Origin of the sequence: Bacillus sp. TL12 (assembly GCF_022625245.1) — a bacterium.
Lineage (GTDB): Bacteria > Bacillota > Bacilli > Bacillales > Bacillaceae_G > Bacillus_A.
On sequence record NZ_JAJJBY010000011.1, the window covers coordinates 73,201 to 88,454 of the forward strand.

At 34.1% G+C, this 15,254-nt stretch carries 11 protein-coding genes and 1 pseudogene; 3 read left to right on the top strand and 9 right to left on the bottom strand.

The features are described from left to right. Positions 1–62: 62 nt before the first annotated feature. On the bottom strand, positions 63–1,061 hold the full coding sequence (locus tag LOK41_RS12765) for an inorganic phosphate transporter (RefSeq protein WP_241816841.1): 999 nt from the start codon (positions 1,059–1,061) through the stop codon (positions 63–65). 11 nt (positions 1,062–1,072) lie between these two features. Next, positions 1,073–1,693, bottom strand: coding sequence for a DUF47 domain-containing protein (locus tag LOK41_RS12770; protein ID WP_174099580.1), 621 nt, complete (start codon positions 1,691–1,693; stop codon positions 1,073–1,075). 311 nt (positions 1,694–2,004) lie between these two features. On the opposite strand from LOK41_RS12770, the gene LOK41_RS12775 reads away from it, so the two are divergent. Next, the gene (locus LOK41_RS12775) at positions 2,005–4,044 is read left to right on the top strand and encodes a transglycosylase domain-containing protein (protein ID WP_241816842.1); all 2,040 of its coding nucleotides are present in this window, start codon (positions 2,005–2,007) and stop codon (positions 4,042–4,044) included. Between the two features lie 101 nt (positions 4,045–4,145). Here LOK41_RS12775 and LOK41_RS12780 read toward each other — a convergent pair whose 3' ends face one another. Together LOK41_RS12780 and LOK41_RS12785 are read right to left on the bottom strand one after the other, a co-directional pair. Next, complete coding sequence (locus LOK41_RS12780; protein WP_241816843.1) at positions 4,146–4,580, bottom strand: hypothetical protein; 435 nt, start codon at positions 4,578–4,580, stop codon at positions 4,146–4,148. A 622-nt stretch (positions 4,581–5,202) separates the two neighbouring features. After that, positions 5,203–6,456: pseudogene (locus tag LOK41_RS12785) on the bottom strand (ATP-binding protein). Positions 6,457–6,613: 157 nt separating this feature from the next. On the opposite strand from LOK41_RS12785, the gene LOK41_RS12790 reads away from it, so the two are divergent. Next, complete coding sequence (locus LOK41_RS12790) at positions 6,614–7,459, top strand: DUF72 domain-containing protein (RefSeq protein WP_241816844.1); 846 nt, start codon at positions 6,614–6,616, stop codon at positions 7,457–7,459. Between the two features lie 447 nt (positions 7,460–7,906). On the opposite strand, the gene LOK41_RS12795 is transcribed toward LOK41_RS12790, so the two are convergent. From LOK41_RS12795 to deoD, 4 genes are all read right to left on the bottom strand, one after another. Next, a complete protein-coding gene (locus LOK41_RS12795) occupies positions 7,907–8,101 on the bottom strand; it encodes a DUF3924 family protein (RefSeq protein WP_174099585.1) in 195 nt (64 codons plus the stop codon). Between the two features lie 129 nt (positions 8,102–8,230). Next, positions 8,231–8,761 carry a tyrosine-type recombinase/integrase gene (locus tag LOK41_RS12800; protein WP_018764243.1) on the bottom strand — a complete coding sequence of 177 codons (531 nt, stop codon included), beginning with the start codon at positions 8,759–8,761 and terminating at the stop codon, positions 8,231–8,233. Between the two features lie 108 nt (positions 8,762–8,869). Next, positions 8,870–10,684, bottom strand: coding sequence for a sensor histidine kinase (locus tag LOK41_RS12805; protein WP_241816845.1), 1,815 nt, complete (start codon positions 10,682–10,684; stop codon positions 8,870–8,872). A 187-nt stretch (positions 10,685–10,871) separates the two neighbouring features. Further along, a complete protein-coding gene (gene deoD, locus LOK41_RS12810) occupies positions 10,872–11,579 on the bottom strand; it encodes a purine-nucleoside phosphorylase (RefSeq protein ID WP_241816846.1) in 708 nt (235 codons plus the stop codon). Between the two features lie 279 nt (positions 11,580–11,858). Between deoD and LOK41_RS12815 the strand changes: the two genes are divergently transcribed. Then, positions 11,859–12,641, top strand: a complete 783-nt coding sequence (locus LOK41_RS12815; protein WP_241816913.1) for a hypothetical protein — start codon at positions 11,859–11,861, stop codon at positions 12,639–12,641. Positions 12,642–12,646: 5 nt separating this feature from the next. Here the strand turns inward: LOK41_RS12815 and mprF are convergent, their stop codons facing one another. Continuing rightward, positions 12,647–15,223 (bottom strand): bifunctional lysylphosphatidylglycerol flippase/synthetase MprF, encoded by a 2,577-nt coding sequence (gene mprF / locus LOK41_RS12820; RefSeq protein WP_241816847.1) that lies wholly within the window; start codon positions 15,221–15,223, stop codon positions 12,647–12,649. Positions 15,224–15,254 lie beyond the last annotated feature (31 nt).

Here is a 15,254-nt window from a genome sequence, read left to right on the forward strand (position 1 = left end):
AGAAATAAGATTGTTTACAAAAAAAGTCGTCTTCCTAGAAAAATAAGGAAGACGACTTTTAATTAGAAAATTAAATGTAATAGGTAGTAGAATAAAGCAGCTAAAGAAGCTGAAATTGGAAGTGTAATCACCCATGTAATTAACATGCGCTTTGCAGTTCCCCATTTTACACCTTTTACACGATGTGAAGCACCTACCCCTAAAATAGAAGAAGAGATAACGTGCGTTGTACTAACTGGTAAATGAATAAATGTTGCTCCGAAAATTACAAGAGATGATGATAAATCAGCAGCTACACCGTTTACAGGACGAATTTTCATAATTTGTCCACCGACAGTTTTAATAATTTTCCATCCACCGACGGAAGTACCAAGACCCATTGCGATTGCACAAGATAATTGTACCCAAAACGGGATATCGCTAGAAGTGTGATAGTTATTTGCCATAAGAGCCATCGTAATAATTCCCATTGCTTTTTGTGCATCATTCGTACCGTGCGTATAAGCTTGTAATGCAGCGGTGAAAATCTGGAATATACGGAAGTTCTTGTTCGTTTTTGTTAAGTTAAAGTTTTTAAAGACCACTTTAAAAATACTATATACGATGTAACCAATAACAAAAGCGATAATTGGTGAAATGATTAAAGCTTCAAGAATTTTTATGAACCCTTTAAAATTTAACGAGCTAAAACCAGCAGCAGCAATTGCTGCACCTGCGATTGAGCCAATGATTGCATGCGAAGAACTACTTGGAATACCATAGTACCAAGTAATCAAATTCCAAGCTATTGCCGCAAGCAAAGCAGCTAAAATTACAAGAGAACCATTTGGTAAGGCAAATGGGTCAACGATATCTTTTGTTATCGTTTTTGCTACACCTGTAAATGTCATTGCACCTAAAAAGTTCATGATAGCTGCCATAATAATTGCATGTCTAGGCTTTAGAGCTTTCGTTGAAACAGCCGTTGCAATAGCGTTTGCTGTATCGTGAAATCCATTGATAAAGTCAAACGCTAAAGCGCAAATGACTACTAAAACAGTCAGTATTAAGAGTGTATCCATGATCAAACTCCTTACGCGTTCTTCATAATAATTGTTTCTAATACGTTTGCAACGCTTTGACAGCTATCAGCAACTTCCTCTAGCTCTTCATAAATCTCTTTGTACTGGATGATCTTAATTGGATCTTTTTCACGAGAGAATAAGTGTTTAATCGCATGACGACGGATATCATCACACTGTGATTCGTAATCCTTAATTTTAATTGCATTTGTGCGAATGTCTACTAATTTCTTATCCGACATAAGCTCAACGGAATTTGCAATCTCAATCGCACATTGATTGATTGCTTCCACAAATTTAATCATGTATTCATCTGCCTCTGTAATAGAATACATTTCGAATAAACCTGCACTGTGATCTAATCCGTCTAGTACATCATCCATGCTCATTGCAAGTTGCAGGATGTCTTCACGTTCGATAGGAGTAATAAACGCTTTGTTTAGCTCCATAATGATTTCGTGAATAAATGAGTCACCTTTTGACTCGTATTCTTTCATGCGCATAGAAAATTCTTTTAAATCGCTAGCATTTTTAATTTTATACTCCACGAAAAATTGCGCGCCTTCTTTTAAATTTTCGGAAACATTCATTAACATTTCAGAAAATTTATCTTTTTTAGATTTAAAGACCATTATTGTTACCCCCACAAAAATAATATATGTAAAATATATTGGCTAGTCAATTCTAACAAAAAACTGTCGGTTTTTAAAACATTTTATCGAAAAGTTTACAAAAACTTAACATAACTCACGTTGATGTATTAATAATATTAATAATCAATAATGAATATCTTACTTGTAGAATGTCCTTTTCTTGTAAAAAGTATGAATGTGAAAGAAATACTTTACACTTGGCGAACTACTACGTTATTATAATAAATTTAAAAGGAGGGAGTTTCTTCCTTTTTCTAGCGGAAGTGTAAACAAATGAAGGAAGTGAATAAATGAAATTGAACAACACTCATTTCAAGAAAATGCTTGAGTGGTTCAACAGGAGGAAGAAACTGCGTAATACATTATACGTTTTTGGTGGTTTTTTCGTTGCCCTATTTATTGTAGTAAATATAATAATCTCCATTCAAGACATATCTGCATTAAAACAGGCTGTTCCGCAGCCAACACTTATTTATGATGCAAATAAAGAAGTGGCAGCAAAGTTATCTTCTTCCAAGGCGGAAGGAGTTAAAAGAAAAGATATTCCTGATATTATGGTTCAAGCGATTGTAGCAGTAGAAGACAAAGAGTTTTTTAGCCATCATGGTATTGACTATAGTGGAATTATAAGTGCTATGTTAAAAAATATTACGGCGGGAGAAGTAGTTGCTGGTGGCAGTACAATTACACAACAGCTTGCGAAAAATGTATTTTTAACACAAGAACGTACATTTTCACGGAAATTTAAAGAGTATTTTTTGACGAAGAAGATAGAGCGTGCGTATACAAAAGATGAAATTATTGAAATGTATATGAACCAAATTTATTTTGGTGAAGGGGCTTGGGGGATAAAAAAAGCAGCGAAATCATATTTCGATAAAGAAGTAAAAGAATTAACAATAGCAGAAGCTGCGACAATAGCGGGATTAATTAAGGCACCATCAACCTATTCACCATATAAAAATTTTAATAAATCAATTGAAAGACGTAATGTTGTTTTAGCTTTAATGAAAGAGCAAGGATATATTACAGAAGATCAATATAAAAAAGAAAAAGAAACAGGCCTTGCTTTACGTCGAGGCGTTGATGATAAATACAAAGGGAAATATTCACAGTATGTCGATTATATTGTTCGAGAGGCAATGGAGAAATATGAATTGACACAAAATGAAATTTTAGCTGGTGGATATCGTATTTATACAGAGCTTGATCCGAAAAAGCAACAAGCGGTAGAAGATGTTGTGAATAATGATAGCTATTTTAAAGGAAGTAGTTCAGATCAGTTATTGCAAACAGGTATTGTGCTCATGGATCCAAAAACTGGTGGTGTTCCAGCATTAGTTGGCGGGAGGGGGACGTATCAATTTCTACAATTTAATCATGCAACGCAGTTAAAAAGACAACCAGGCTCAACATTAAAACCTCTTGCAGTATATGTACCAGCACTAGAGCAAGGTTATGAAGTGTATGATGTTTTAAAAGATGAGCCACTTAGTATAAAGGATTATACGCCTCAAAATAGTGATCATACTTTTCATGGGGATGTTACTATGTATGAAGCAGTTGCAAGGTCTTATAATGTCTCAGCTGTTTGGCTGTTAGAACAAATTGGATTAGAAAAAGGTTTGAAGTCATTAGAGCGTTTCGGTATTCCCTTGCAGGAGGAAGACCGCACTCTCCCTATCGCTCTAGGAGGAATGCATAATGGAACTTCTCCCTTTGTAATGGCCCAGGCTTATGCAACATTGGCAAATGATGGAGTACAAATTGAAGGACATGCAATTCGTGAAATACAGAATGCTGAGGGAGAGATAGTAGGGAAATGGTATAAAAAAGAAACTCGTGTAACGAGTGAGAAGATTGCTCAAAAAATGACGTATTTATTAAAAGGTGTTGTTGAAAGTGGAACGGGCGAAAAAGCAAAGGTGAAAAATATTGATACTGCTGGTAAAACAGGAACTACTCAACTTGTAGATGGTCCAAGCAGTGGAGCGAAAGACTCATGGTTTGTTGGCTATACTCCGGATCTTGTTGGCGCAATTTGGGTTGGATATGATAAAACCGATAGCGAACATTATGTTCCAGGTGGTAGTCAAATTACAACGACAATGTTTCGAGATATTATGAAAAAGGCTGCCGGAAATTCCGCTCAAAAAGCATTTCAGTTGTCCCTGATCTCAGAGGCTGACTATTCAAAACAATTAAAGACAATTGAAGAAGAAAAAAGAAGAAAAGAAGAAGAGAAAAAACGTCAAGAAGAAGAAAAACTGAGAAGAGAGCAACAGAAAGAGTGGATGGATAAAGTAAAAGAGTGGATTCCATTTTGGTAAAATAATAAAAAGGTGAATGATTAAAAGGCCACTGAAAAACGTACGTTTTTCAGTGGCCTCGATTTTTTTATGAACTGAAAGTTTTTTCAACAGGTGTAGTACTATTCATTGAGACGAACGGTTGCCTTAGAATGAGATTGTGAATTATAAATAATCGAAATTGTTCCTTTACTGAGTGGCTCATAAGGTAGGTCTTCTTCGTATCGTCCAGTGTTTTTATTGTGAATAGATAATATGATTTCATCGATTTTCTGGTTCTTATATTGTTCTTTAATCTTTTTTGCAATCCGATCCAGATCATGATGAGAAGAGGCTTCTGTAATCATCATTCCTTTGATAACTCTTTTTTCTTGAGATGAGGAAGAAGATTTGGGTACTGCATTTGGTGTTGCATATAGCAGTTTATATGGTGCTATACTACTGTTCTCTGCTGCTTTTGATGTAGAAGTGTATTCTAAAGTTAAAAAGAGTCCTGAACATAAAATTATGCATGACATAAGAGCGATCCAAAAGCGAATTGGCAATAAGATTTTCATTTTCATCCCTCTTTCATATCATCGTCTTCAGTATCTATCATACAAAATAAGCATTAAGCTAGAGTAAATTTGAAGTAAAGAAACGTAAAGAAGGAGATTAAGTATTTCACATATAGACAGATTGAAAAAACGAGGTAAAACCTTTCCTTTTAGGTGGGAGAGAGTATCCGTTCATGCATAGAAGCGATCAGTTCCGTTTTTTAGCCCTATGCCGTGTGAAACCAAAAGGAGAAAACGAGTGGGAATCTCTTTTTATTTTTATAGCCGTGACTTATATGTCGGAAAATCAAAATGAATATATATAGAATGGATAGTCGCTAGTTATTTTTTACTGTGGAATAGAGGAAGAGCCATTGTTTAACCGTACGCTTACAGCTAGAGCGGTTATATTGATATGTTGAAATAAATGAAAGAGTTGAAGAGAACGTGAGTCTAATGAAGTTTTATAATACTTTCCATAAAAGAGAATTATAATACATGTTGGTTGGGGTACAGATTAGTGAAGAACTTCGGTCCTGTGCTGGAAGTTAGTGAATCGTATATTTTGAATATATTCACTTAATTATATCAGTGAGGTTTTATCCCCACTGATGGAAGTTTCTCTTTACTTTTTAGGAAAATACTATAAGCCCGCATTTTTTGTTGTTAACGGAATTGAGATGATAAAAGTTGTACCATTTTCCTTACTAGAAACTTTTAAAGTTCCATTGTGATTTTGAATGATTTTTTTTGTTACGGATAATCCGAGTCCAGTTCCTGCATCTTTTGTAGAGAAGAATGGATCAAATATATATTCTTGAATCGCTGGAGGGATACCGGTTCCGTTATCTTGGAAAGTAATGCGAGCAAAATTATCTAAGCGATGACTAGTGATTTGAATGGATAAAGGTTTATCACTTTTTGCATCCACAGCATTTTGAAATAAGTTTAGGAAAACTTGAACGAGCTCATGTCGATCAATATTCACTAATATGTCTTCTAAATCGGAGGATAAATTATATTCAATAGAAATGTTATGCAAAAACACTTCGCTAGCTAGTAGTTGTTGTATATATTCACGTAAAAAAGTATTGATGGGAAATGGCTCTCTTTTAAATTCGTGTGCTTTTGAAATAGATAAAAATTTAGTGATGATACTATTTGCACGATCTAATTCAGGAATGAGCAGATTTTGAAAAAGTTCTTTATTAGAAGGTGAAACGCTTTCTTGTAAAAATTGCAAATAACCGCGTACTGTTGTAAGTGGATTACGTACTTCATGTGCAATTCCAGCTGCAATTCGACCGGCTAATGCAAGTTTTTCAGCATCGCGCTCGGGTATTTAAATAATGAAAGACGCTAATCATACGGAAAATATCCCCATTATAATCACGAATAATGCGATTGTTAGAAATACCATAGTTTGTATCTAATACCTCTTCGTTGTAAATTTCTTTGCCGCTTCTTAATGTTTCTAAAGCTTTAATTTTTTCTTCTGGTAAGTTTAATAACTTTTGAATTGGTTTGCCAATTATATCGTTTCGCGATATGCCAAAATCATCTGCTGCGGATTGGTTGCATAATGTGATAATGCCCTTATTGTCAATGAAAGTGACATGATGTGAAAATGCATCAAAAATATGGATAAAATGTTTTTCGAGTTGCTCAAATAGAAATAAGGAATCACAAGTTAGCACAAAGTTGGATTCTATATCTTCTTTTGGTATGTGAGTAATGGAATGGGAAGTTCCTTTTTATGCAACTGTAAACCTAGTTGTGAGTTTTTGTATGTAAAATGATGTGGTAATTGATTCACCAACTGCTCATAAAACTGTACTTTTTTTTCTAATTCTTTTATTTGCTTTTCATGAGATAAAGTAGTATTCTCTTGAATCATACATAAATAACTCCTCAATTTTAAAATTTTTCCATTTAGTATATCATATTTTATAAAGATGCTCTTGAAGAAAATTGAAACTTTGTTCAGTAGGCTGGAGTGTTTTCTTTAATTAGGTATGTACTGATTAATAGAAATGAGATAAGGAGGGGTAAGAGTGATTTCTATTGGATTAACAGGATGGGGAGATCACGATTCTTTATATACAGATTCCTATGAAAATAGAAATAAATTGCGTACATATAGTGAGTATTTTCCTATTGTTGAAGTCGATAGTTCGTTTTATGCTATGCAACCAGTTCGTAATTATATGAAATGGGCTGGGGAAACGCCAAAAGATTTTTCGTTTGTTGTTAAAGCATATCAAGGGATGACGGGACATATGCAAGGAGAGATTCCATTTTCAAATATGGATGAGATGTTTGAAATATTTAAACAATCCATTGTTCCCCTTCAAGAAGCGTATAAATTAAAGACGATATTATTTCAGTATCCGCCTTGGTTTGATTGTCAGAAGAAAAATGTAGATTTACTTCGTTATACAAAAGAAAAAATGGAAGGATTGCCGTGTGCCATAGAGTTTCGAAATCAAACGTGGTTTCATCCGAATATGCATGATAAAACATTACAATTTTTAGAACAAGAAAAGTGGATTCACACGATTTGTGATGAACCACAAGCTGGAATTGGTTCTGTTCCACTTGTATTAGAAGCAACGGATTCAGAAATGACGCTGATTCGATTCCATGGTCGCAATATTCATGGATGGCTTGATAAAGGGGAAAATTGGCGAGCGGTTCGCTGCTTATATCGCTACAATAAAAAAGAGCTTGAAGAATGGGTAGAACGATTAGAGAAATTACAGAAGAAGACGAAGAATATATATGTTTTATTTAACAATAATTCAGGTGGGGATGCTGCGGATAATGCCAAGCAACTCATGGAAATGATGAATATTACATATGGAGAACCAAAGCCGGAACAGCTCAATTTATTTGAATAAATATAAAGCGAAACTTAATCAGTAGGGGATCCGCCACTGATTATTGCCTCTCACCAATTGAACTTTTACGAACAGTAGCAGGATAAAAAGAAAAACACTGTACAAACAGGGGGAATGTACAGTGTTTTTCTATATGAAAAAGAGGGGTAACAATGTTACTGAGCGTTTGGTTGATTCATCAATTGTTGGCTTCGTAATAAATGATAATGGTTATCATTATCAATGTCAATAGTTTTTCAGTAATAAAATAAAAAAATATTTTATCCCACATTAATCGGCAGTAAGATTTCCATCTCAAGGTTCAGAGAGAAACAAGGAAAGTAGGTGGTGGTAGTTCAATTTGCATACGTAAATAAAAATAAGAGGCTAGGTAAGAAGTGAGAAAAAGAGGGGAATATATAATGGATTATGTACGCAGCGAGGGAAGAAATTGAAAAAGAACAGCTTCTAGCGCTGTTCTTTTTCAATTACATATTGTTGTAAATCAAATGGAGTTATTTCTTGAATAAACTCTTTTGAAATAAGAGTTTGAACGAGTGTGCTTTCTGAAATTGTAGTACCCGTTTTCTTTTGATAGGCTTGTGTTAACAATCCAAGTTTTTCTGCAGTTTCTTTTGGTAATTCAATTGTGAATGTGTTCATAATTTCTCCCCCTTATTACTAGAGTACCACTACAAAATAGGAGAAACAAGAAAAGAGAATATGAAACATAAAAAAGGTTACCAGCTTTAAACTTGGTAACCTTTTTTATGTATAAGAATGTATATTTTTTTATGCAATCCCGATATACTTTAAAGTTTTTGATGGGGTGCTATGATCAAAAAAGTGTTGTAAAAATGCAATATCAACACCCGATTTGTATGCACAATATCCCCAAGTTTTACGAAGTGTATGTGAGCTAATCCCTTCTAAACCAACTTCTTTTGCAGCTTTGTTTAAAATATACCATGCATGCTGTCTTGTAATGGATTTTGTTCCTTTTTGTGATTTCAATAAAGGTTCATTTCGTTTCCACGTTTTACGTTCTCTCATATAATCTTCGATTGCATGTTGTAAGTCTTCATTTACAGCAAACCATTTATGTTTTTTTACTTTTTCATTGTAAAATAAAATGGAGTGACGAACATTTTCATTTTCATCGATAACATCACCGACTTTTAATTGTAAAATCTCACTTACTTTTAGACCAGAATTTACAGCCAATACGAATAGTAAGCCATCACGTTTCGAAGATTGTAAGAGTATATTTTTGATTTTTTCTAATTGTTTTTCATTTTGAATAGGTTGTCCTGCTTGTTTCATTTCACGCACTCTCCTCTTTATATGTGTGTAAAGGAAAGGATTAACTTGGTTACTACTATAAAGGGAGAGTGTGAATTTCATGTGAACTCCTCGTGAAGTTAAGACAAATTATTTGACTTCTTTTACTTTTTGTAAATCAAAATAAAAAACGACGCTATCATCGGTATTGTATACACCGTATTCAGCATGATGAAGTTCTAATATGTTTCTAACAATGGATAGGCCAAGTCCAGTTCCTCCAGTATGACGACTACGGGAAGCGTCTAAACGATAGAAGCGATCCCAGATTTTTTGTAAACTTTCATCTGGAATTGGGTTACCAGTGTTTTCAATTTCTACTTTAACTTTTTCTTCATTTTCGATGACACGAATAAAAATTTCTTTGCCATCAGGTGTATAGCGAATTGCGTTGCTAAGTAAATTCACAACAACTTGCTCAATACGATTGCGATTCGCTTCAACATATATAGAAGGGTTTGCATTGATTTTTACTTGTAATTGTTTCTCTTCCATACTAAATAATAGCTTCGTATACACTTGTTGAACGAGTTCACCAAGTGAAAAAGTATTCATTTCTAGTTTATATGTGCCCGATTCTAGTTTGGCTAATTCTAGCATCTCAACAATGAGTCGGTTCATGTTTTCTGTTTCTTCTAAAATAACATCGGTATAGTAAGTAGTATCTTTGCTCACGCCATCTTTAATCCCCTCTGCAAAGCTTCTAATCACACTCAGTGGTGTTTTTAATTCATGAGATACACCAGAAATAAATTCCTTTCTCGTTTTTTCTAATTGACGTTCTCGTTCGATATCTTGTTGTAATTTTGTATTTGCGACGTTTAATCGATCTATTCGGTCTTTTAAGTTTACTGATAATGTATTAATGCTGCTAGACAAACCGCCAATTTCATCATCTGCTGAAACAGGTAATTTTTCAGTGAAATCAAAATTAGCCATTTTTTTTGTAACACGATTCATTTTAATAAGCGGTTTAACAATGATTTTTGAATAATAAAAGGACAATAAAATAATAACAAGAAATACGATAATTAAGGCATAAACGTAATAATCTTTTAAAACGAGCATTGCTTCATTAACGGGCTGTAGGGAAGTCATTGCGAAAGCAAATTCTTTAATTTCTCCTTTTTCAATAACTGGTTGTACAAAAATTTGACTTTTGACTTCATCGTCTCCACCTATTTGGTAAGTAGTTAATTTATTTGAATTTGTTTTACCAAGTATGACAGACAATTCCCAATGCTGAACGCCTTGTAAAGTTTCCAAATTATTCGCAAGGCGAATGTCATTTTTTGAAGGTAGGTGTATTTTAGATACAGTACCTTGAAATTTATGAATACCAAGTTTTGCATCTTTTGTATACCTGTTTCTTTTTAAGTCGCCCCAATCGATATTAAATAATTTAAAGTCAGAAATGATATTATCATTTTGCCATGAATTATAGCGATTTGTTAGTGTAACAGGAATAATCACATTTTTCTTTAAAATGCCTTCTATAAGAAGAACATCATTCACCTTTAACTGTAGATTCATAAATTTCGTGTATTCATCGTTTGTTAAAATGTTGTTGAGTGGAATTGAATAGGTTTTATTTGCTTCATCTACAATTTCAATATAGTAATTATTTTCATCTTTTATAATTCCATATGGGTCTAATAAAACGACATCAGCGTTTGTTTTCTCATGAAATTCTTGTTTGAGTTTTCTTATTTCCTCAAATGTCTTGTCACTCTTTTCGTAGCTGGATAAAAACTTTTCAAAAGCAGTTTGAACGGTTTGAACTTTTTTATTGATGTAAAATTTTTCTAAAAATAATGATTGTCCTAGAAAAAAAAGAAGAAAGGTAACCGTAAATAATGTTGATGTTAATAAAAATAGTTTAAAGACAATACTTCTTTTTTTCACTTCTTCACCTCACAACAGAGTGCTCGCATAAATATTTTCTTTATTATAACAAACGATAATAGACAGTAGGGACTGAAAATCTGTCTCTATCTGGAGCAGTTTTTTATAAAAAGTCATATAAAGTGATTATTTAATTTAGAAATGATAAAAAAGAACCTGCCAGACGTATGACAAGTTCTCCTGTACATTATTGTTGGATTGCAGCATCTAAAGCGATTTCAATCATTTCGTTGAATGTAGTTTGACGCTCTTCAGATGTTGTTTCTTCTCCAGTGAAAATGTGATCACTTACTGTTAATACAGATAATGCATTTACACCGTATTTCGCTGCTAATGTATAAAGTGCAGTTGTTTCCATTTCTATAGCTAATACACCGTATTCACCAAGTTTTTTCACCATATCCATGCTCTCACGGTAGAACACATCGGCTGTTAAAACATTACCAACACGAACGTGTAATCCCTTTTCTGTTCCAGCATCATATGCTTTCTTTAAAAGATCAAAGTTTGCCGATGGTGCAAAGTCAAATCCAGGGAATGTTAAACGGTTCATGTTAGAGTCTGTACAAGCCGTCATTGCGATAATTACGTCACGCACTTTTACATCTTTTTGAATTGCTCCACATGTACCTACGCGAATTAAATTTTTCACTCCATAGCTTTGGATTAATTCGTTAACATAAATAGAGATAGATGGAACACCCATGCCTGTCCCTTGAACAGAGACACGCTTTCCTTTATAAGTTCCAGTGAATCCTAACATGCCGCGTACATTGTTATAGCAAGTTACGTCCTCTAAAAATGTTTCTGCAATATATTTCGCACGTAGTGGATCGCCAGGTAGTAAAATAGATTCAGCAATTTCACCTTGTTTTGCTTCAATATGAACGCTCATAAAAAATCCTCCTTGTTATGTATAGATATAAATTAACACCATCTGCATTATACACTAGGAATCCTACCAATTAAAATCTTTTTCTTGTTTGTAGTATATACAAGATACACTGTCTTCAGTAATTCTTTATTCGTTTTCCGATTTATGGTTATTTTTTCTTTAAGTGAGAACTTTCCTTTATTTTATGGAGGATTTTTATAGAAAAAATAGAATGAATTTTGTAACAATATTCTATTTACAGGCATAGTTGTACGGATTATTTCACGACTTATAAAAAGTATAGCAGGTGATGATTTGAAAAATCTTGTCATTGGACTAGTTGCTTTACTACTTATTGTGGCTGGTGGATTCTACATGCAAAAGTTTAAAGGAACAACAGAAACAGCGGGAGATATTCGAGAAGTAAAATGGGAGATGAAAAATAGAATAGGAAATGAAAAAATAGATATTACATTTCAACTGTTTAATAAAAATAACAACGAGATTCGTGGAGTGAATGATCGTATTAGAGCTATTATTGTGGACGAGCAGTTAAAAGGAATTCAGCAAATCAACCCTGCATTTGCTGGGAATGGTTCTTATAAGCTATCTTCAAGAGGAACAAAAGGTAAAGCTTATACGATTTTCTTATATGAGGATCACGGTAAAACAGAACAGTCCTTTTCTAAGAAAAACTTTGGGGAAGAGGAAAAAGAGAAGAAACAAAAGAATTTAATAGAAGACACAGTGCTTACAAAAAAAATTGGCGATTACCAAATGTCGCTTTTATTTGGAGCTTTACATCCAAATGAAGCAGCTACATTGACATTTCAATTGCAAATGAAAAAAGGAGAAAGGGTGAAGTTTAGCTCAGGCACTGGAGAACAGGGGGCACTTTATATAGTCGATGAAAAACGAGAACATTTTTTATATGCAGTCCCTATAAATGAAGAAGAGCAATTGCAATATCGTATTACCTTCCCAGAAGAAGGAATATATAAAATATGGGGCACATTTTATATAAACGGAAAAAAGTATGAAAAAGAGTTTATCCTCCAAGTTCAGAAACGAAAAAGCAGCTAGTGATACTAGCTACTTTTTCGTTTTCCTATTAATTTTGTTACAGCAAGCATTGTAATTGGTAAGGAATGATTTTTGCGGAATGCTAAATATTTGCCGCTCCACGTAGGTTTATATTTTTCTTTAAAGTGCCGTAAACCACTAAAACTATACGTATAACGAACATTATTGAAAATTGCTGCAGCGACGCGCTCGGACCAGAAAGATTGTGTAGATAGACCAACATTAGAGAGCGGAGCCATACCGATATTGAAAGAATGATAATCGTTTTCTTTTGCCCATTGGAATAAATGGATGAAAATCGCATCCATAATTCCACCAGGTGCATCAGGGTAATAGCGCATTAAATCAACAGAAAGTTCACCAGCTTGGTAAACAGGCATAAAGGTTGTAAATGCGATGATTTTTCCTTCAGCATCAGATAAAGTTGCAATAGGGGCACGATTTATATAGTCACGATCAAAGTATCCAAGAGAAAAACTTTTTTCTTTTTTTCCTCCAAGCCAAGCATCTGAAACTTTTTTTAATTCCTTATATAACTCGTCTGAAAATGGTGGTTGATGAATGGAAAATGTATAACCTTCACGCTCAAAGCGGTTAAAAGTTGCACGTAATCCAGCACGTTTTTTACCTGATATAGTAAAGGTATTTAAATCAACAACAGCCTCTTCACCAAGTTTAAAGAAGTTATAGCCAAAATCATGATATAAGCTCATCCATTTACTTTCAATTTGATAGAAAACACAAATGTATCCGAAGCGATCTGCTTCAGCTAGAAATTCTTGTAGTACCATGCGGAAAGAAGACGGATCCCCAATTGGATCACCGAGTATAATAAGACGTTTTCCTGTTGTTGAAAATAAAAGAAGTGCTTTTCCATCACTACTGAAGAAAAATTGTTTATCTCCTAAAAAACCTAAATGGCTTAGTACATTTCCGCCATATTCATCTAAGAAGTTTTGCAAACGTTTATCGTTTGCTGGTTGCCCAGGAAATACACTACGGTAGCGATTTGCAATAAGGGAACCGATAAGTAAAAAGGTTGGGACAAAGAAAGCTGCTGCAAGTGCGCTACGTTTTACTTGGGTAATGTTACGAACAACAAAATCTGGTTTAAAAGCTTCTTTTGCTCCAGCAAATAAAATACCTAGGTTTTTGTACAAATATAATGTTAGTAGTAAAAATATAAATAATTTGACTACATCAGAGAGCGATACTTCTATTTTCTCACGCACAAATCTTTTACGGAGCATATATAATACGGCAAGTACAATTAATAAAATAAAGGTTTCTTCAATATCAATTCCTTTTAATGTGTTAAAGATTGCTGCTCCAATTAAAGAAACAATCGTCATATAGTAGGAGCGTTTCGTTCCGTAATAAATCCCTCGTGACAGAATAAGAAGAAGGATACCAAAGGTTAAAGATAAACTAAAAGAAAATTGAATGAGATGTTTTGGAGCTAAAATATGTAACGCGTGAGCACGGTTTATGCTTGTTGGTAAAATGGTTGATAAGATAACCATTAAGCCAGCAAAAACAGTTAATGCAGCGGATGCCCATGATCCTAATTTCCCTAAAAAATCACGTTGCAATGTCCAAATGACACCTGTTGTTTCTAAAGCAGGTGCGATAAATGGCTTATCTTCAATTTTTTTCAGTGCAGCTCCTGTCATTTCAAAAGCTGCAAAAATTAAACCGAGGCAAAACGGTAAAATATAGTATACAAGGCGGTATAGTAACATAGCGGGTAGTAATACGCCTGTATCGATACCGTATTGTCCTAAACCAGTCAAAAAGACAAGATCAAATGAACCAAGACCACCTGGTACAAGACTAACAACGCCAGCTAAAGCTGCAATAACATAAACTCCTAAAAACTTCCGAAAATCGATCTCAATTCCAAATAATATTAAAATAACATACATGACGATACCGGCAGATAGCCATTCCACTAAAGAAACAATGGAGTATAAAACGGTTGGGTTTTTCTCTTCTTCTTGTCCGTCTACGTTTTTTTGTTTTCGATTTTTAAGTTTAGAAAACCCGATATATATCGGTACAAAAAGAGCAAAGAAGACGAGTACAGGCCATAGCCAAGGTTTTTCATGCAGAATAAAACGTGTATCTAGTATTCCGATAAGACCGAGGAATGAGAGAAGAGCTAATCCGTTAATAAAGGCGGTTGTCATCCAAGCGATACTTTTGATAAGTTTACCATTCTCTTTTACGTGAGGCCGATATAACATTGTTCGTACGCCCGCTCCAACAAGGCCACCAAAGCCGAGAAATCCATTTAAAGTGTTGGCAGTCCATGAAACACGGAAAATCTTTTGAATAGGTACATCTGCTTTTAAATAGCGGAGCATAACAAAGTCATAAAAGAACATTGTTGAAACAGCAAATGCGCCGAGCGTAATAGCTAAAAAGACTCCTCCAGTTGGAATGTTTTTAATTGTTTCAATTGCTTCTCGAAATGAAATACCAGACAATTCTTTTCGAGCTTGAAAGAATACAATTGTTAAGACAACAAATGGGAAAATAATTTTTCCAATTTGTAAGAAACGTTTCCACGAAAACGACATAAATACAACTCTCCTTGCATAAGAAAACTGA